Source organism: Paraglaciecola algarum (genome assembly GCF_021532655.1).
Classification (GTDB): domain Bacteria; phylum Pseudomonadota; class Gammaproteobacteria; order Enterobacterales; family Alteromonadaceae; genus Paraglaciecola; species Paraglaciecola algarum.
In genome coordinates this window covers 259771-277387 of sequence record NZ_JAKGAS010000007.1, presented here as the reverse complement: position 1 = coordinate 277387, position 17617 = coordinate 259771, and the positions used below count along the sequence as shown (strand labels likewise).

Below are 17617 nucleotides of genomic sequence, written 5' to 3'. Positions count from 1 at the left end.
ATGTCTTCTATTCGGTAATATACGTTATCGATAAATGACCGATATTAACATAAATTTGCCCTTCAAGATTAGCCTGGATTTCGGCCAATTACGGACATTAGTACAATTAAACTATTACCAATCTGATCGCCACAGACATCACGAACAATTTAACTTTGTTCTTGTATCTTAACCCGATATTTTAAGTCCTTCATTTCCATCGATTAGAGTCGCGGCTTCTATATCAGCATACCTGAGTGAGTCATTTTTTTTTGAAAACATTCTCTCCGAAGCGTAGTTAAAATTTTCATCTGGCTTATCAGTTTTTGTGTTCATCAACAGTCTTCTGGCTTTGCGTCGTTAGCAAATTTCATAACGGTTTCTACCGGAATGAACATATCTTCAGTACTCTTAGATGCTCCTACAGCATTACCATTGGATACGATCCCAATGACTTTTCCGTCTGTATCGATAACTGGACCTCCGCTAAATCCATGGTGAATATTTTGATCAATTTTATATCTACATTCACCTTGCCACTTTGTTTTATTTACTATTTTACATTCCAAAATTGTCGGCTTTGTTCCCTCACTGTGATTTGGGTAACCTATCGCATATACCGTAGTACCAGTTTTATATAATGGTGAGTCAGCTATTTCTAAAGCTCTTTTGCTCTTTGCATGGACGCCAAAATCAATGAGTGCAATGTCATATTTTTCGGATGTTTTATTGAGACCCAAAAGCTGATATTTTTTTGAGTAATTTAGAGGCTCAACTAGAGTGATGTTACCAGCTATGTTGTCTTCCGTTATAGATTCCAAATTGTGTTGGTTAGTGACAATACCTAAGCCATCCGCATAAAAGGCAGTGCCTTGTAAAATATCCAAATTATTATCTAATACGAGAACACTATCGGAAATCCAATCAAGCCAGTCTTTGTTGTAATCCTCATTAGGACAACCTAGTCCGCAAGTCAACTGGTATGCTAGTTTTCTATATACTGGGCAGGCAGCGCCTCTAATCATTTTTATATAATTCACTCTACCTTTCACTTTTTTGATAAATAAGTCGCCAGGTTTTTTAGAAATTCTTTGTTGCTGCCTATTTGGAACATATCCATCAAAGTATTTTGTAAAGTGTTCATGTTCTGATTTTTCAGCTCCATGAATAATTAAAGCATTTATCATTGAAGATGTCTGACGAATGAAAGTTCGAGAAACATTTAATTTTACATTAACTGTAAGGCCAGTAACCCCTTGATGTTCAGTGCGTTGCTGGAGCCTCGTTTTCTCGTTATTGATCTTGAAACCATTTTTTTCAATTAACCTACTGAGAGTGAACCCCGCTTCATATTTTGCTTCTTTACTTCGATAGATGATTTTGTGTTTTTCGAGTTGTGCTAATGATTGGCAAGAAATAGTTAAATCGTCTACGTACCTCGTATACCTGAAATTAATTTTTTTCGCCAACCTCATTAATTCACCATCAAGTTTAAAGGCGATCATATTTGATAGGATTGGTGACGTAGGTGCGCCCTGTGGAAGGCTATTTTCGTGGCAACATATCTGAGCTAAAACAGTCGCGACTGGAGATGTAAATTTAAATGGGGTACTTTCAAATAGTTTCTTGATTCTTCCAAAATTTATCGAGTTAAAAAAGCTTTCCAAATCGACGTTTAAAACGTAGTTCCGATTAATGTGAAGTTTTGCATTTGTTAGAATACTCCTACCTTTTACGAAACCATGGGAGGCAACTCTTGGGCTCGAATAATCTTCAAATTCTACCTTTAGCTTTTGTTGTATTAATTTGAGTGTTTTTATAGGAGCTTTGATTTCTCTTGTGCCACCACTTTTTTTAGGAATATAAAAAGTTCGATATGGTGACTTTTTTCCATAGATTAGTTTGGATAAGTTGGGGTAGTCGGTATTTAAAAACTTAGCTAATAACTCAACAGTGAAGCATTCATTAAGCGTTTTAGGGTCTATTATATCAAACAATCAAAATTCCTTTTATTGTTGCGCGGGTGACGGATTTTATCTTTACAACTTAGAGCCGATAGCAATAGTTTAGTAAGCGAGCCGGCAAAAATGCCGTTATAAAATACTTCACGCAGATAGCATGAAAAAAGTAAATCTTCGTCACCCGCCTTAAGATACTACCCAGTTGTAGGCGAACTCGCAACATCAATCAGCTTTGCTGAAAATATTTAATACAGCCTTTTCGTATATAGTTTGCAACCCACTATTTGTCTTTCTTGGCGAATATTACCTTCGCTTATATAGGCATATCAATACCCGATAGCTGGTTGCTAAACATCTTAGGAATAACGTGACCATAGTGTAGCTCTATCATTTGGATACTGGTGTTACACTTTAGTGGCATAGTTAATTTGGCCATAGTTTTATAGTAAAGCCTGTATCTTCTTTCTAACTCGTTTAGGCTTAAACCTTCAAAAGTGCTGTTCTCCAATTATTCGTGGATTAGCTAACACAAACGAAATCAACAAGAAGCAATCACCTTATTATGTAAGAGGCCAAAATAAATTCTTTCATCCGATATGTGGCATTAATATAGATTAACGTGACCTAAAGTTCTTGCGTTTAACTAGTCGCGAATTCGCGACTAGTACATTTGCTTCAATCGACAAATCGTTGAGGTTCCACTAGAAGTAGTTTCAGCTCTTCCATTTTGTTCTGATATGCCTGCTCCAGTGCTTTTTTGAACTCAGTTCCTCTAACGAGCCGATACTTTTCCATTCGTTTGTACAGCTTCGTTCTGTCAGGTTCATCAAGTAACGACCGAGCCTTGCTAATACCATATTGCTCAATGAGCGTTAACACTCGACTTGGCATATTGATCAGGAGCTTTGGATCGTAAAAAATTAGGCCTTGAAAGGAATATTTTTGCTCGTCCATGTCCCCGACCTTGAACATCGACTTAGCTCCTCGTGCTCTTGGTTTCTGTTGCTTTTCTATTCGAGTATATTTTGAATATCCGAGGTATATACCGCTCTGTTCCTTCGCCTTGTCGTACGTAATGACTGGGCATCCTGTTTTATTACCAAACCGAAAGCCAGTTCTCGAACCATGCTCAAAAAATGACTCGTACGGAGGAGAATAAGCATAGTCTATTATCACGTGTTCGAATGGAACATTCGGAAGATCAAACGAGTAGTCAACTCGCGTCACATTGCTTCTAAGCATCAAGAGTCGATAGTTTCTATGGCCTAGAATATCCTGAATATGTCGTAAGATTGTTGCAGCATTTTGGCGACTGACCCTATTCGGATTAAAAAATATCTTTACTGGATTTTGAAATTCATTCAATCCAAATAAAAATATACTCAGCGTAGAGCCATCAGAAAAGTTGGCATCCAATCTTCTCTTATACTTTTGCTGACCAGCTTCCTTGCCATCTAATACTATTAACTTAAACTGATAGTCTGCCGTCCTATACCTTTGCAAACTAAGCAATTTCTTAGCATGTTCCTGTACCAAAGGAACAGTTACAGAGATCATATCTATAGATAAAGTTGCATGTATATCAGGTTGATTAAATATCTTTGAAAATATAAATGAACTAGCTTCAATTGTTTCGTTATTAAATTTTAGTGTCATAAAAACCTCATTATCAAATTAATACAGCGTTAATAATGAAATTACTATTTGCTAGAACCGAAAACACATATTTGAGGAATTAATATAGTTTCAGCCTTCCTTTTTCAAACAGATGTAATGCTCACGACTCATAACCACAACCCTTATACCTCTTTTTCCTCCATGCTTTTCAATATTTTTTGGGACATCTTTTTCATATTTAATGAGCCCATATTTATCTAAAGCAGTAAGTGCTTCAGACATGGCATTTTTGCTAATCTCTTGTCTAGATGAAAAAGTGGCCACTTTTTTGCAGAGCTCATTGAGTGAGCGATAAAAGTATGCCTTCTTTTTATCTTTGGCTTTACCTCTAGTCGCAAAGTATAAACCAACCTCTATCCCCAATTTTTTAAGTGGATAGCCGTTATCCAGTTTTGAATTACTTTGATACACCAATAGAGAAATCATCAGCCCTCTTCGTGTCTTTATAAATGTCATCCCTTGACTTAACCCCTTCTTAGTCATTGCGTGCTCCAGAAAACTTTATAAATCAGTGTGTTATTAAACCGACAGAAAAGTCAATAGCTAGGAGTAATCGTTCGCACCTAACGAACGTTCTCAGTGCACGAACCCCCAGCACTAACTTGATCACAAGTGTAATCTATAGGGGATCACAACACAGGAATCAGTTATGAAAAAAAGCGATGAATTGAATGATGAATGGGCAACACCAAAGCCAATCTCAAACAGTATGATAATGAACGAAAGTAAATATCATAATTTTTTGGAACAAATAAAAAATGACTGCTCAACTAAAGAAATAAGGAGGTTTTTGTACGACATTAACCTTTATGACGGCTACAAACACGACCATCAGAATAGTATGACTGGAATGCTTAAACAACGTTTTGGTAAAAACTATATATCCTATAATAATCAACTGGATGCTGCTAAGACTGAAGCGACTCTTTGGGGTGAGGCTGGAATTGGTAGGCTCGAGACAGAGGTGGCATTGGAACTAAAGGAAATAAGACATTCTGCGTTGGCGATGCAACGAGTAAGTATGTATCTTAAGGAAAAGAAACTGGATTGGGACCTGCAATCGGTTAAACAAGCCATCGTTCAAACTTGCAATATTACTGAGCTTAAAAGAGAAAGAAGTAAAAATAACAAATTAAAGAAAAGTACCTCCCGCCGAGAACAGTCAGTTGGGTACATCAAAAACCTGCCGCTAGATGAAAAAATGGAAATATTACAGGAGCTGGCCGAAGCAACCGCTCAGACAGAAGTCATTGACAAACTTGAGATTCTTTTGAATTCGCAAAAGCAAATGAATAACGTAATCAATATATGTACAGATGTTTTATCTGAATATGCAAAATTCATTTACGACCCTAGCTTAGTAGACTACACAACATTTAATTATTTTGGAGGTTTAAATGGAAGATTTTAATATTCATGAAAGCGACATCGTTGAATTGAGGCTTTGTTGCGATACTGACAGCATTAAGGATGAAGATAAACATCTTGACAAAAAATTGGTTTTAGAACGCTTAAAACAGATCGATATAGGTGTCGAAAATGAACGGAAGACACTGCTTTTATCCGCTATATTTGAATGGCACAAGGAGTTAGGATATGACTATCTAAAAGAACTATTTGAATCAAACATCATTAATTCAAAATGCCCGCAAGAGTGTTACAAGCAAGTTAATAGAGGCAAGATTGAATTAATAATATTTGATGGTAATTTTGAGGCAGTAGGTAAAATGCCCGCATCTCACTTAGACGCGTTTTTATTAATTAAAAGCGATAGTAAAACCCAAGAAGAGCTAAAAGCAAGAGTAAAGACAATTCATCATGATTTGTATATCGACAAAGTGGAAGGTGAAAAACTAACGGCCAGCATAATAAAGGAGTACATTCAAAAAAAATATGAAGGTTCTGCAACCAAAAAGAAAAATGTTCAAGCTCCTGTTAATGCATCAGCCGATGACAATACATCTAATGATGATAATGATGATAATGATGATGATGATGATGATGATGGTTTTTACTTTGATGACGACTCTGAGTATTTCGACACAAACAATAATGAGGGGGAAAAACACCCGCAAACTACTCAAGAAAAGCCATATGAATCATCTGCCGGAATAATATTTCCTACTGAAAAAAGTGATTTGCTACCTGAGGACGAGCTAGAAGAAATCTTGAACCAATTTTCAAATTGGCTTTCCGATGAAGGCAAATATAGCTTAATTGAGGAGTGGTTTCCGATGGTTTTAGAAAATGCAGTCACTAAAACTTAAAAGAAGGGGGGCAAGTTCAGTAACCCATTCAATTAAAGTAGTAGTCGCGAATTCGCGACTGCTCAATCCCTCACTATCTCGGTACAAAATAGCCATATTTTTGCCTGCTTTCCTTTGCTAACCTAAAAACAGCTTATCCAAGCAATTACCCTTCTTTTTAAGCGTTTTAAGCACACAATCGGAGCATACATGGACAAACCCAGCCCTTACGCGCTGTATATGGGAACACTTGCGCCCAATAGTCGGCGGTCAATTCAATCACAATTAAATAAAATCGCAGACATTATGGAATGGCCCCCTGATTCTCGTGAACAAATGTTCCATCAAGTAGATTATCAGATAGCCTGTCGTATCAAAGTAGAGCTAGCTCAACAGGGGTCATCTGGAAAAACTATTAACCGCGCCATGTCTACAATCCGCAACATAGTAAAAGTAGCCGTATTAATGGGAGTTATTCCTGAGAACCAACTGATACAGCTCAGTTCTATCAAACATGAAAAAAGCCCTCAATATCAAGGTAATCCCTTAAATGCGACTCAGGTCATGGCCCTTCTTAGTTACTTGGATCTAGATAAGAGTGTCGTTGGCTTTCGGAATAAAGCTATATTTGGACTATTACTGGGAGCGGGGTTACGTAGAAGTGAACTAGTAGCACTTAAGCTCAACGATTTAACCTTAGCTGAAAATCGACTAATAGTACAAAAGGGTAAAGGTAATAAACGCCGGATAGCCTTTCTACCCGACTGGTGCGTAGAACGGTTACACACATGGCTATTGTTGCGGGGTAATGAGGGAGAATACTTGTTTAATCCGGTCAATAGAACAAAACGTATCAACATCAAGTTGGGCATTACTACCGAAACAATTTATCAACTAGTTCGCAGTGTTTCCAATCATGTAGGGTTGAATAATTTATCACCACATGATTTACGTCGAACCTTTATTACCAGACTACTTGAGCAGGACGTAGATCTAAATACCGTTAGGCAAATGGCTGGCCATGCTGACATATCAACCACTATTATCTATGACAAACGTGACCAAGCCGTGATGCAAAAAGCGGCAGCCAAGTTAAGTTACAACAAACAAAAGGACTTATAATGTTGCATCAGTCCTTTAACGAACCTACCAGATTGCACTTTTTAAGCTGCCAATTTGCTAGGCAACTGCTTCCCTACTTATCAAAGCATCATTTAGATTGCTTGAATATAGATTCATTGAGCTATTTACGGGGCCAAAATGTACCTATTGGCACCGCACTTGATACTAATAGTCTTAACAACTTATTAAATATAAAAGACTCTTACCCTAGATATACAAAGTGCCTAAGAAGAAATATTCAATTTTTACTCTCGTTAACCGAAGGCAATACAAACGGTGCCAGCATTATTGAGTTTGTTTTGATATGTCAGGCAAATAAGTGCTTTATGAGTTTAGTAGAGCACGTACAGCTATATAACGACGTTTGGTCGATCGATGACATATTGCGAGAGATTACAGGTATAACTCAAGCCGATTTAGATAGAGTCATTAACGACCTATATGACTTAGGCCTATTAACGTCTACCAACCTTAATGCAATAGTCGGTGACGAGATACCTAAAGCTTTAATGACTAAATTGCTGACTCAGCCATTAACTCAACAAGAAGAGTTACTTGATGCCCTGTTACTGCCCAGTAAACCTGCGCAATTTACGCTAGATAGCTTTCATCAAGTTAACACTGGCTTAATATCTGACTACCTGAATGCCGCGATAGAAGAGGCTCAATTAGGCACAAACTTACTTTTCTATGGTACTTCTGGTGCGGGTAAAACAGAGTTAGCGCGTTCATTGGCAGATGAAAATGGATTACATCTATTTGAAGTAAGAGCAAGCGGTATTAAAGGCGGGCGGCTTAAAGATGAATTTGAGTCAAAAAGTCCAGATAAAGACAGGTTACGCTACCTATCATTAATCACAGCATTACTCTCTTCGTCATATAATGCCATGCTATTAATCGATGAATGTGAAAGCCTATTTGAAAGTGCAGATAACCAATATAGTAAAGACCATCTTCAACGTTTTTTAGAAGACAACCATATTCCCTGTATATGGATTACCAACCATGTCGATTATGTAGCGCCAAGCTTTATTAGGCGTTTTAAGTTAGTCATTGAGGTCACATCTCCTAATGCAGAGAACATAGACACAGTTTGCCAACAATATTACAAAGGGTTAGCGTTATCCAAGCAGTTTAAACGCACGCTAGCGCATATAAGCAGTATTTCCCCAGCTATTATAGCTAATGCTACGCATGTTGCTAAAACTCTTGGAAACAAGCGTACAAGCGCTGAAAACACTGTGCTAGAGGTGGTTAATAGCACTATGCGTGCTTCCAATATATTAACTGAACCGGCTCAATATAAAGGGGACTTGTGCTTTAATCCTAACTTACTCAACATCAGGCAAAATAGAGCGCTATTAGATGATGTTAGGTATGCCCTAAAGCACAATAAACCTGCTCGTATATTATTAACAGGCCCTCCAGGAACAGGTAAAACGGCCTATGCTCATTACCTAACTGAGTTACACGAACGTGACCTTATCCGCGTTAAATGCTCAGATGTTTTAAGCAAGTGGTCTGGCGAAAGTGAGCAGAATGTTGCTGAGCTATTCCACCGAGCCCATTCCGAAGAGAAGGTCATTCTGCTAGATGAGGTTGACAGTCTGTTGGTTAGCCGTGAAGCACTGACCACACACCACGAACTCCAGTTGGTGAATGAATTTTTAACCCAGATTGAGTGTTTTAGCCAACCGCTTTTCGCTGCAACCAACTTTGATAGCAAATTAGATAAGGCAGTATTACGTCGCTTCGACTTTAAATTGGAATGTGACTACCTAACATCAATGCAAGTCATACAACTATACAAACATGTACTTGCCATTAAAAAATTAACGCTTGAGGAAAAACGCAGTCTGGCGCTAATGCGTCATCTTACACCTGGCGATTTTGCCATACTAGCCAGACGCCAAATGTTTCAACCATCTCAAGACCACCGACTTTCAGCCATCACTTTGTTGGCGGAAGAAAACCAACGAAAACAACCTAAAAACCAAATGGGCTTTATTCGCCCTCTCTAATCCCTTAAGGAAAATATTATGACTACATCTGTATTGAGTTCACTCAAGGTTATCGCTCGCCCTAAAATTGAGCCTAAATCACCCGTCATTGGCAAACGAATGAAGCTCATTGAGAAGCTAGAGCAGCAAAAAGATATGGCTACCTGCATGATCGAGAAACGCCCTTTTGAAGCATTTCGTGAAAAGATGGTAACGAATAAAGAAACAGGTGAACGCCAAAAGCAACGCCGTCCTGTCAGTGTTAAGCCATGGTATTACGATAGTGATAGCCACTACTACTTTGAAGTAAAGATCAATAACAAGCCTGTTGAGTTACAAAAAGGTAAACCCGCTATTGATATTGGTGATAAATCAAAACTACCTGAAGTGATAGACACCATAATTAAAGCAACTGAAAAAGGCGAGCTAGACGAACTTTTGTTAGCTAAACCTACTAGCAAAATCATTCAAACAACTAAACCTAAAGTGAAGGCTTAATTTAGGTTAAATATATCGAACTGTGGTAAGCCTAATTCGCAACCACAGTTCTTGTAACCTCAACCAAATCGCCTGACAACTTTAATCAGGTAAAACTTGGGCAAACTCTTCTTTCTCCCAAAAGGGGGCCTTGCCCACTTTGTACTCGATCCCGTTGGCGGCAACATCTTCTAGCACTAAATTTTGTAAATACTCTAATAGGGTTGTGAGATCGAAAGCTCTATCGCAACTGCCTAACTGTAATAGTGAGTCGATACCTTTTGGGCTATTAACATATGCCCACACATGAGGGGCACCATCCAATTCGTTCAAGCAATAAATGGCTTCAACGAGGTATTTAGCTCTGTCATTTTGTTTAACCTTAAACAAAAAAGATTCGTTCGGAGCAATCGAAGAGTTGGGAAAAGACATGACCCATTCATAGTAACCAACACCGTCAGGCGCATGAATAAATGCCTCATTCAGTATTTGTTTAAACAATGGGTGCGGAATAAATGGGAAGTTAGCAAAGTCGAACTGATGCATATTAATGGCCTCTGTAGTTGTATGCCATTAAATTAGTATGCGCAGTCAATTTTCTATTTCTTCTTACTCACAATCTAGCAATTTACAAACTTCATTATTTTTATATTTTAAGGAATCAATATGCGTATTCAACACGAGGGATTAGCCCTGCCCGTCTCTAAATTACTTGTCGATGCACTCACTAACGTCATTGAAAAACAGAGTATTGACAGTGATGCTGTCACTATTAATTTTCGCGACCCAACATACTCAGCCGAAGGTGGTGGTTTTCATCCTGTCGAGATCAGGTTAGAAAAGCGAGTTGATTATTGGCAGCTCTGTTACGTGACAGACTTTTGTTATGTGGGAAATGGCTACAACTCTGAGCTAGCTAAAGATCTAGATTTTGACTTTCAAGCTGGTGTGTTTCAAAACATGTTTGGCGTATACCCAATAGAAAGCGCCACAGATATGTATCAGATATGGGAGAGTAACTTCTTGCACTACTGGTTTGCTCTTTCCCCATATAAAGTAACAGTATCTGGATAGACCAAGACCCATTAATAAATGAGAAGAGCTTTAGATTACTTTTCTCAATCTGAATCAGTGACTTAGCTATGAGTCATAGCCGACTATAAACATATAGAAAAACAACTCCATCGTGAAAAAATGACTGAAGTAAGAAGTTATAAGCAGCTTTCAGAAAGTCTAGAAAATAAAAAGAAACGCTGTCAAGGTGTTAGATAAGTTCATTAAGAATACATATGTCATTCCTTCACGACTTGAGATTGATCTCGTTCTAGGTCATTCAGGTATCGATACTGAATTTGAATACAAACTTTTAGAAGAGGAACTGAAGACGACAGAGCAAAAAAATAAGCGGCGCAAGAGAAAATCGCGAGCGAAATGAAGTTTCACCAAACTGGATAAGTGCAAACTGTAAATAGTAATTAGTAATTAGTAATTAGTAATTAAGACAATAGCTATTCACAGGAGACACCAATGTCCATTCAATCTATAACCGATGCACCTGCGTACATTGTTTATATTGGTCGCCAACCCGGAGTGTATAAAAACTGGGATGATGTCCATAAACAAATTAATGACTGCCCGCTAGCATGGTACCGCCCATTTCAAAGTGTTAAAGAGGCACGAAGCGCCTTTAGTCTCTGGAAACGACAACAAAAAATGCCAATAGAGAAGTTGCTATCCCAAAACACACAGCCTGCTAAAAAATTAACATTCACGAATCAAAAAGCAAAACACAGGCTAAAAAATTGTTTGAAGTGGTGCGCGACCTTAAATAGGACACATTCAATTGAAGCCGTCCGTGCAATCGTAAAAATTGCTAATCAGATGTCGACTCCTTTAACAGTGCAATCGCTTTCTGTTGCTTATTCTCACTATATTAACCAACCTCCATGGGATTAATGATTATTTGAAGCGACTTCAAATTAACTATATTTCAGACACAAAAAAACCGACTCTAGGTCGGTTTAATGTTTCTTGCAAAGAATGGTACCGGTGGGCGGACTCGAACCGCCACGCATTGCTGCAACGGATTTTGAATCCGTCATGTCTACCAATTCCAAAATCGCGAGTCTGGCGTTTATAAAACTAACGAAAAAACTAACTCTTTTCTTATTCAAGAATATGATGTTTGTTTGGTTCAACAAAAAGGTTTATCAAATATTATTTGCAAAGATTTTGAAATTAATATTTTAAAATATACGACACCAAGAGAAATGGTGCCCAGACTCGGGATCGAACCAAGGACACGAGGATTTTCAATCCTCTGCTCTACCGACTGAGCTATCTGGGCACATAAAAACGTGCAGGTTGTCCAAACTATACTTTGCAAAACTTTGCAAACAACAAGTTAGTGGACTCTAACTTGTTAACCATTGCCATTCAAGCGTTTGGTAGAAACTAGATTGAATAAGCTTGCGCTTTTCAATCCTCTGCTCTACCGACTGAGCTATCTGGGCATCAACTAACAAGTTTGCCATTGTTTCTCTTGGTAACTTAATCAAGAGTGACGTACCTGCTTCGCTGTGGGTGCGTATTAAACGGATTTACACCATTTAAGTCAACCTCTTTTTTAGGTATTTTTACTGATCGCCTATAGATTGAGCAAAAACAGCCTAAATATTACAAAATTACTCGAAAATTACGCTTTAGGAGCAACATAACCTTCAATGTCAGGTTCTTTTCCTTCAAACAAATAGGCTTGCATTTGTTCCTCTAAAAATTTTCTGGCGTTTGGTTCCATCATATTTAATTTATTTTCGTTAATTAGCATGGTTTGTTTGGATTGCCATTCAGCCCATGCTTCTTTGCAAATGTTGTCGAAAATCTTTTTACCTAGTTCACCTGGATATAATTGGAAATCTAGGCCATCAGCTTCTTTTTGTAGGCGCTGGCAAAATACTGTTCTACTCATAATGTTGCTCTAATTCGGGTGACTAAAAATTCTGGGTGATTGTACTAAATAGTTTCTTGGTTGGCGCGGCTAATCCAACATTTTGTGGCGTGATTAAATCAAACCACATCTGGTTGTCTTCCATTATCTGCTCAGTTGGCGCTTGCTTTAGGTGCAAAATCACTGGGGTGATGTCTAAATGAAAATGACTAAAAGTGTGACGAAATGCTGTCAATACTGTTTGTTGAGTTTCAAAAAATCCTAGTTTTTCAGCCTGAGGAATGATTTGTTGTGGGCTTTCAACTTCATGAAAACCCCATAATCCCCCCCATAAACCGCTAGGTGGTCGTTTATAAATCAAGACTTGTTGCTGCCACATTGGAATTAACATAATTGTAGATTTTACCGGTATGTCTTTTTTGGGTTTTTTGTGTGGCAACTCAGTTTGTCGGCCTTGGACAAAGGCTAAACAACTTTGGCTGAGAGGGCACTCATCACAATTGGGTTTTGAGCGACTACATAAAGTTGCTCCCATATCCATCATGGCTTGAGTGTAATCTCCCGTGCGTTTGGCTGGGGTGAGTTTATCTGCGTATTGCCATAAGTCGGTTTCAACCTTTTTATTGCCTGGCCAACCTTCTACCGCAAAATATCTTGCTAATACTCGTTTTACATTACCATCTAAAATACTGTGATGTTGATTACAAGCTAGTGACAATATAGCTCCTGCAGTAGAACGGCCAATACCGGGTAAAGCAATAAGCTGGTCTATTCGTTCAGGAAATTTACCCTGATACTCATCTCGTATGACTTGCGCTGCTTTTTGTAAATTTCTGGCGCGAGCGTAGTAACCTAATCCTGTCCAATGGTGAAGTACTTCATCTTGAGGGGCATTTGCTAAAGTTAAAACGTTGGGGAAACTTTGCATAAAATTTTGAAAGTACGGAATAACGGTTTTAACTTGGGTTTGTTGTAACATGATTTCAGACACCCATACAGAGTAGGGCGTTTTATTGGTTTGCCATGGCAGATTTTTTCGGCCATTGATGTCAAACCAAGCTAATACTTTTTGGCTAAAGTTGTAATTTTGCGAATTTATATTGTCAGGCACAGAACTGATTACTTTGCGCTTAGGATAATTAAGCGGATAATACCTGATAACCTAACAAAAAGTTTAGTAGAGATTAACTTGCCAAATACCCAGCCTAAAAAATATACCATTGAGCAACCTATTGTATTTTTACCTGGCACTTTATGTGATGAAAGAATTTTTAATGCGTGTTGGCATTATCTAGATATTCCAATGCGAGCATTTGTGCCTTTGCAGTGGGCTGAAGACCTTGCTCAAATGAAAATGTTAACGGCAGATCGATTGGCATATTTTGACGACAAAGTGCACTTGGTTGGGTTTTCCATGGGGGCATATATCGCAGCTATGTCTGCCTTAGAAAATTCCAGTCGTATTAAATCCTTAACCTTAATTGCTAGTACAGCCGGTGAGTTTTCAGAATTAGATAAAAAGTCTCGTCAGCAAACTTTAAATTTAATTAAAAACAAACAGTACAAAGGTATGTCTGATAAACGCTTAGAGCAGTTTTTTCATCCGGCCAATCAAAAAAATGGCGAGTTAAAAACGTTAGTTAGTCAAATGGAACAAGACTTAGGTGCGGGTGTATTAACTGCGCAATATCGGGCTACAACCAATAGAGCTAATTTAATACCTAAACTGGCTAAAACTAAGTTTCAAATAAATTTGATTGCTGGGGAGTCAGATAATTTCGTCAGTAAACAATCTTTTGCGGCTATGTCAGCTGCACTTCCAAATGCAAATAGTCAGGTTATTAAAAATGCAGGTCATATGATACCAATTGAGCAACCAGAACTGTTGGCTAAGTATTTAGCAGAAAACATTAACACACTTAGTTAAGCCCTTGATATGTGTTGACCTTGCATTCAGCTGGTGGCAAAGGATAATGCGCAATATTCAATGAAATAAAAAATCAGAAAAATTTTAGAATGAGATCCCCAAATGAGTCAGTTTAAAAATGAACAAGAAGCCGCAGCGGCTGGCGTTTATATTCGCAAAATCCAAAGCTTTGTAAAAAGAGAAGGTCGTTTAACTGCAGGGCAGGCTAAGTCAATTGAACTTCACTGGCCAACCATGGGCTTAGAGCATGCCAGTGGTTTACAAAACTTTACCGACACTTTTGGTCGCCAAGCACCGGTCGTGTTAGAAATAGGTTTTGGTATGGGTAAGTCATTAGTTGAGATGGCACAAAATGAACCTGATAAAGATTTTATTGGTATTGAAGTACACAAGCCTGGCGTGGGAGCGTGCTTAGGTGAAGCTGCTGAAAAAGGTGTAAAAAACCTTAGAGTATTCGAACATGATGCAGTAGAAATATTAGCTGATTGTGTGGCAGACAATAGTTTGGCCAGAGTGCAGCTATTTTTTCCAGACCCTTGGCATAAAACCCGTCATCATAAAAGACGTATTGTACAGCCTGAGTTTGTGCAAAAACTCAGATCTAAACTTGCAATAGGTGGTGTATTTCATATGGCTACCGATTGGGAAAATTATTCTGAACATATGTTAGAAGTGATGACAGAAGCTGAAGGTTTTAAAAATCAGTCTGAATCAAATGATTTTGTGCCTCGTCCAGCTCAGCGTCCACTAACTAAATTTGAACAGCGCGGCCATAGGTTAGGCCATGGCGTATGGGATTTAATGTTTGAGAGAGTGTCTTAATGTTAAGTGCTCCTAGTCAGGTATTAGTCCGTAATAAAGATATTTTTACTACAGGTAAATGGTTATTGGTTAACCCTACAGATACGCATATTACCTCCAGTTTAGGCCAAGCAGATATTAGTGTTTTTCATCAATATTTTGATATTTATCAACAAAGTCAAAGTCACGGAAATACGCAGCAACATACTTTTGCAGCAGCTTACCCAACAGATAATAAGTTTGATGGCGCTGTAATTTATGTACCTAAATCCAAAGACCAGTTAAAAATGTTAATTGCCAATATTGCTGCTTGTTTAAATAAGAATGGCAGCTTATTACTGGTAGGTGAGAACAAAGGTGGTATCAAAAGTGCTGTGAAATTGTTAGATCCAGTGAGCAGTCAAACTAATAAGATTGATTCGGCTCGTCATTGTGCATTGTTTGGAGGTCAGGTAGATAAAGACGTAAAAGCTTTTGATATTGCAAAATGGCACAAAGAATTAACCGTTGCTGTAGCTGGTTTAAGTTATAAAGTGTGTTCTTTACCTGGTGTGTTTAATCACGGCTCATTAGATTTAGGTACTCAGCTATTGCTCGAGAATTTACCTGATATTAAGTTTGGACGAGTGTTAGATTTTGGTTGCGGTGCGGGTGTGATTGGCTGTTTTGTTGGACTTAAAAGCCCGGATAGTAAAATAGTCATGAGTGATGTAAGTGCACTAGCTGTTTATTGTTCACAGCAAAGCGCTAAGTTAAACGGACTCGACGTTGAAGTATTAGCTTCAAATGGCTTGGCTAATGTCACAGGTAAGTTTTCTACAATAGTGACTAACCCTCCGTTTCATACTGGAATTCAAACAGACTATTCAGTCACAGAAGGATTTATTGGGCAGTTAAATAAATTTATCGCTCCTAGTGGTAACTTAGTTTTAGTGGCTAATAAATTTTTGCGTTATTCTGAGTTACTAGAAAAACGATTTAATGTGGTAACTTTACTTAAACAAACCACTAAATTTAGTCTTTATCAGTGCAATCGCGTAAAATAAGGGATAGTTATGAAAGTTCTTTTTGTTGTTTCAGAGGTGGAAGATCTAGTCAAAACTGGCGGTTTAGCTGATGTTGGTAAAGCATTACCTTTAGCTCTTGCTGAATTGGGCCACGAAGTCACAATAGTTTTACCTTACTACAGGCAACTAGCCGAAAAATTTAATGCCGATGATATTTGTGAAAAACAAACTTTATTTTCAGGTCATGAGGCTTATGAGTTTGGCGTTAAACAACTAGATTTACAAGGCCTGAGAGTGCTGGCTGTAGATCATTCTGAATTTTTTAACCGTAAAGGGCTTTATGCCGATACTTATCATGCCTATGCAGATAATGCGGAACGATTTGCCTTTTTTGCTCATGCTGCAATAAAAACAGCACAAGTCGTTAATTTTCAGCCAGATATTGTACATTGTAACGACTGGCATACAGCATTAACGCCATATTTTGTAAGTATTGACGATACTGGCTTTTTTGCCAAATCGCGCACTGTGTTTACTATCCATAATGGAGCATATCAAGGAGCACACAGATTCAGTGAAATTCCTTATTTACAACCTCACTATAACTTACATAGTCAGCTTGATGGTGATGCATTAAATTATGTAAAAATGGGAATTCGCTATGCAAATAAAATTAATGCAGTGAGTCCTAACTATGCTCAAGAGTTATTAACTCCTTTAGGATCGCACTATTTATTTGAAGAATTTCAACGCAGATATTCTGATGTAAGTGGTATATTAAATGGTTGTGATTATAGTCAGTGGGACCCTACGACTGATCCACATATAGCGCAAAATTATCAACTCGATGATTTATCCGGCAAAAAAGCCTGTAAAGCTGATATCCAAAAAGAAGTGGGCTTACCTCAACAAGCTAATGTGCCCTTAATTGGTATGGTGTGTCGATTGACTGATCAAAAAGGTTTTGGTTTTATTTTACCTATTCTTGAACAGCTGATGCAGCATAAAGTACAGTTGGCAATCATAGGTACGGGTGACCCCTACATTAGCCAAATATTGAAAGATACTGCCGCTAAGCACTCGACTAAATGTGCCTTCGTAGAAGACTTTAGTGTACGTAAGGCCCATATGATTGAAGCTGGGAGTGACTTCTTTTTGATGCCCTCTTTATTTGAACCTTGTGGTTTAAATCAAATGTACAGCCTAGCGTATGGGACTTTACCTATTGTTAGAGCGGTAGGTGGATTGAAAGATACGGTAGTGGATATTGCTCAACAACCAGAAAATGCTACGGGTTTCATTTTTGAAGAGCCTACTGGTGCGGCTTTATTATCTTGTATACAAAGAGCTTTATTGTTTTACCATGAAGACCCAAAAGAATTTGAAGCAGTGGTGAAACGCGCCATGGCAACACATTTTACTTGGCAAGATGCGGCAGCAGAATATGTTTCACTTTATCAAGCAGCAATTTAG

At 38.1% G+C, this 17617-nt stretch carries 18 protein-coding genes and 1 tRNA gene; 11 read left to right on the top strand and 8 right to left on the bottom strand.

Features of this window, described 5'->3' with window-relative positions; genetic code table 11:
- Positions 1–168 precede the first annotated feature (168 nt).
- The 4 genes from L0668_RS14210 to L0668_RS14195 form a co-directional block, all read right to left on the bottom strand.
- Positions 169–315, bottom strand: a complete 147-nt coding sequence (locus L0668_RS14210; protein ID WP_235313366.1) for a hypothetical protein — start codon at positions 313–315, stop codon at positions 169–171.
- Positions 315–1976 (bottom strand): reverse transcriptase domain-containing protein, encoded by a 1662-nt coding sequence (locus L0668_RS14205; RefSeq protein WP_235313365.1) that lies wholly within the window; start codon positions 1974–1976, stop codon positions 315–317. Before L0668_RS14205 ends, L0668_RS14210 begins: the two co-directional genes overlap by 1 nt.
- 639 nt (positions 1977–2615) lie before the next feature.
- Positions 2616–3596, bottom strand: coding sequence for a hypothetical protein (locus tag L0668_RS14200; RefSeq protein ID WP_235313364.1), 981 nt, complete (start codon positions 3594–3596; stop codon positions 2616–2618).
- 90 nt (positions 3597–3686) lie between these two features.
- Positions 3687–4043, bottom strand: a complete 357-nt coding sequence (locus tag L0668_RS14195; protein ID WP_235313363.1) for a hypothetical protein — start codon at positions 4041–4043, stop codon at positions 3687–3689.
- 223 nt (positions 4044–4266) lie between these two features.
- Between L0668_RS14195 and L0668_RS14190 the strand changes: the two genes are divergently transcribed.
- From L0668_RS14190 to L0668_RS14170, 5 genes are all read left to right on the top strand, one after another.
- Positions 4267–5028 carry a hypothetical protein gene (locus L0668_RS14190; RefSeq protein ID WP_235313362.1) on the top strand — a complete coding sequence of 254 codons (762 nt, stop codon included), beginning with the start codon at positions 4267–4269 and terminating at the stop codon, positions 5026–5028.
- On the top strand, positions 5015–5884 hold the full coding sequence (locus L0668_RS14185) for a hypothetical protein (RefSeq protein ID WP_235313361.1): 870 nt from the start codon (positions 5015–5017) through the stop codon (positions 5882–5884). Before L0668_RS14190 ends, L0668_RS14185 begins: the two co-directional genes overlap by 14 nt.
- 189 nt (positions 5885–6073) lie before the next feature.
- The gene (locus L0668_RS14180; RefSeq protein WP_235313360.1) at positions 6074–6985 is read left to right on the top strand and encodes a tyrosine-type recombinase/integrase; all 912 of its coding nucleotides are present in this window, start codon (positions 6074–6076) and stop codon (positions 6983–6985) included.
- A complete protein-coding gene (locus tag L0668_RS14175; protein WP_235313359.1) occupies positions 6985–9006 on the top strand; it encodes an AAA family ATPase in 2022 nt (673 codons plus the stop codon). The genes L0668_RS14180 and L0668_RS14175 overlap by 1 nt, the downstream gene beginning before the upstream one ends.
- An 18-nt stretch (positions 9007–9024) precedes the next feature.
- Positions 9025–9483, top strand: coding sequence for a DUF6641 family protein (locus tag L0668_RS14170; protein WP_235313358.1), 459 nt, complete (start codon positions 9025–9027; stop codon positions 9481–9483).
- 81 nt (positions 9484–9564) lie between these two features.
- On the opposite strand, the gene L0668_RS14165 is transcribed toward L0668_RS14170, so the two are convergent.
- On the bottom strand, positions 9565–10008 hold the full coding sequence (locus L0668_RS14165; RefSeq protein WP_235313357.1) for a hypothetical protein: 444 nt from the start codon (positions 10006–10008) through the stop codon (positions 9565–9567).
- Between the two features lie 120 nt (positions 10009–10128).
- On the opposite strand from L0668_RS14165, the gene L0668_RS14160 reads away from it, so the two are divergent.
- The gene (locus tag L0668_RS14160) at positions 10129–10536 is read left to right on the top strand and encodes a DUF2787 family protein (protein ID WP_235313356.1); all 408 of its coding nucleotides are present in this window, start codon (positions 10129–10131) and stop codon (positions 10534–10536) included.
- Positions 10537–10989: 453 nt separating this feature from the next.
- Positions 10990–11418, top strand: coding sequence for an RNase H1/viroplasmin domain-containing protein (locus tag L0668_RS14155; protein ID WP_235313355.1), 429 nt, complete (start codon positions 10990–10992; stop codon positions 11416–11418).
- Between the two features lie 315 nt (positions 11419–11733).
- On the opposite strand, the gene L0668_RS14150 is transcribed toward L0668_RS14155, so the two are convergent.
- The 3 genes from L0668_RS14150 to mutY all read right to left on the bottom strand — a co-directional run bounded on the left by L0668_RS14150 (position 11734) and on the right by mutY (position 13520).
- Positions 11734–11809, bottom strand: a tRNA-Phe gene (locus L0668_RS14150).
- 348 nt (positions 11810–12157) lie between these two features.
- Positions 12158–12430 carry an oxidative damage protection protein gene (locus L0668_RS14145; RefSeq protein WP_235313354.1) on the bottom strand — a complete coding sequence of 91 codons (273 nt, stop codon included), beginning with the start codon at positions 12428–12430 and terminating at the stop codon, positions 12158–12160.
- A gap of 22 nt (positions 12431–12452) precedes the next feature.
- Complete coding sequence (mutY, locus tag L0668_RS14140) at positions 12453–13520, bottom strand: A/G-specific adenine glycosylase (RefSeq protein WP_235313353.1); 1068 nt, start codon at positions 13518–13520, stop codon at positions 12453–12455.
- Positions 13521–13598: 78 nt separating this feature from the next.
- Here mutY and L0668_RS14135 point away from each other — a divergent pair, with 78 nt between their 5' ends.
- The 4 genes from L0668_RS14135 (at position 13599) to glgA (ending at position 17617) form a co-directional block, all read left to right on the top strand.
- Positions 13599–14336 carry an alpha/beta fold hydrolase gene (locus L0668_RS14135; RefSeq protein WP_235313352.1) on the top strand — a complete coding sequence of 246 codons (738 nt, stop codon included), beginning with the start codon at positions 13599–13601 and terminating at the stop codon, positions 14334–14336.
- Positions 14337–14438: 102 nt separating this feature from the next.
- Positions 14439–15158: a tRNA (guanosine(46)-N7)-methyltransferase TrmB gene (gene trmB / locus L0668_RS14130; RefSeq protein ID WP_235313351.1), complete on the top strand. Its 720-nt coding sequence runs from the start codon at positions 14439–14441 to the stop codon at positions 15156–15158.
- Positions 15158–16183 (top strand): methyltransferase, encoded by a 1026-nt coding sequence (locus L0668_RS14125; protein ID WP_235313350.1) that lies wholly within the window; start codon positions 15158–15160, stop codon positions 16181–16183. Before trmB ends, L0668_RS14125 begins: the two co-directional genes overlap by 1 nt.
- Positions 16184–16192: 9 nt before the next feature.
- Positions 16193–17617: a glycogen synthase GlgA gene (gene glgA / locus L0668_RS14120; RefSeq protein WP_235313349.1), complete on the top strand. Its 1425-nt coding sequence runs from the start codon at positions 16193–16195 to the stop codon at positions 17615–17617.

Coding starts and splice junctions, on each gene's coding strand:
- L0668_RS14190 (WP_235313362.1), top strand. CDS start 4,267: ATGAAAAAAAGCGATGAATTGAATGATGAATGGGCAACACCAAAGCCA.
- L0668_RS14180 (WP_235313360.1), top strand. CDS start 6,074: ATGGACAAACCCAGCCCTTACGCGCTGTATATGGGAACACTTGCGCCC.
- glgA (WP_235313349.1), top strand. CDS start 16,193: ATGAAAGTTCTTTTTGTTGTTTCAGAGGTGGAAGATCTAGTCAAAACT.
- L0668_RS14165 (WP_235313357.1), bottom strand. CDS start 10,008: ATGCATCAGTTCGACTTTGCTAACTTCCCATTTATTCCGCACCCATTG.
- L0668_RS14195 (WP_235313363.1), bottom strand. CDS start 4,043: ATGATTTCTCTATTGGTGTATCAAAGTAATTCAAAACTGGATAACGGC.
- L0668_RS14145 (WP_235313354.1), bottom strand. CDS start 12,430: ATGAGTAGAACAGTATTTTGCCAGCGCCTACAAAAAGAAGCTGATGGC.
- L0668_RS14155 (WP_235313355.1), top strand. CDS start 10,990: ATGTCCATTCAATCTATAACCGATGCACCTGCGTACATTGTTTATATT.
- L0668_RS14125 (WP_235313350.1), top strand. CDS start 15,158: ATGTTAAGTGCTCCTAGTCAGGTATTAGTCCGTAATAAAGATATTTTT.
- L0668_RS14210 (WP_235313366.1), bottom strand. CDS start 315: ATGAACACAAAAACTGATAAGCCAGATGAAAATTTTAACTACGCTTCG.
- L0668_RS14175 (WP_235313359.1), top strand. CDS start 6,985: ATGTTGCATCAGTCCTTTAACGAACCTACCAGATTGCACTTTTTAAGC.
- L0668_RS14170 (WP_235313358.1), top strand. CDS start 9,025: ATGACTACATCTGTATTGAGTTCACTCAAGGTTATCGCTCGCCCTAAA.
- L0668_RS14200 (WP_235313364.1), bottom strand. CDS start 3,596: ATGACACTAAAATTTAATAACGAAACAATTGAAGCTAGTTCATTTATA.
- L0668_RS14185 (WP_235313361.1), top strand. CDS start 5,015: ATGGAAGATTTTAATATTCATGAAAGCGACATCGTTGAATTGAGGCTT.
- trmB (WP_235313351.1), top strand. CDS start 14,439: ATGAGTCAGTTTAAAAATGAACAAGAAGCCGCAGCGGCTGGCGTTTAT.
- L0668_RS14160 (WP_235313356.1), top strand. CDS start 10,129: ATGCGTATTCAACACGAGGGATTAGCCCTGCCCGTCTCTAAATTACTT.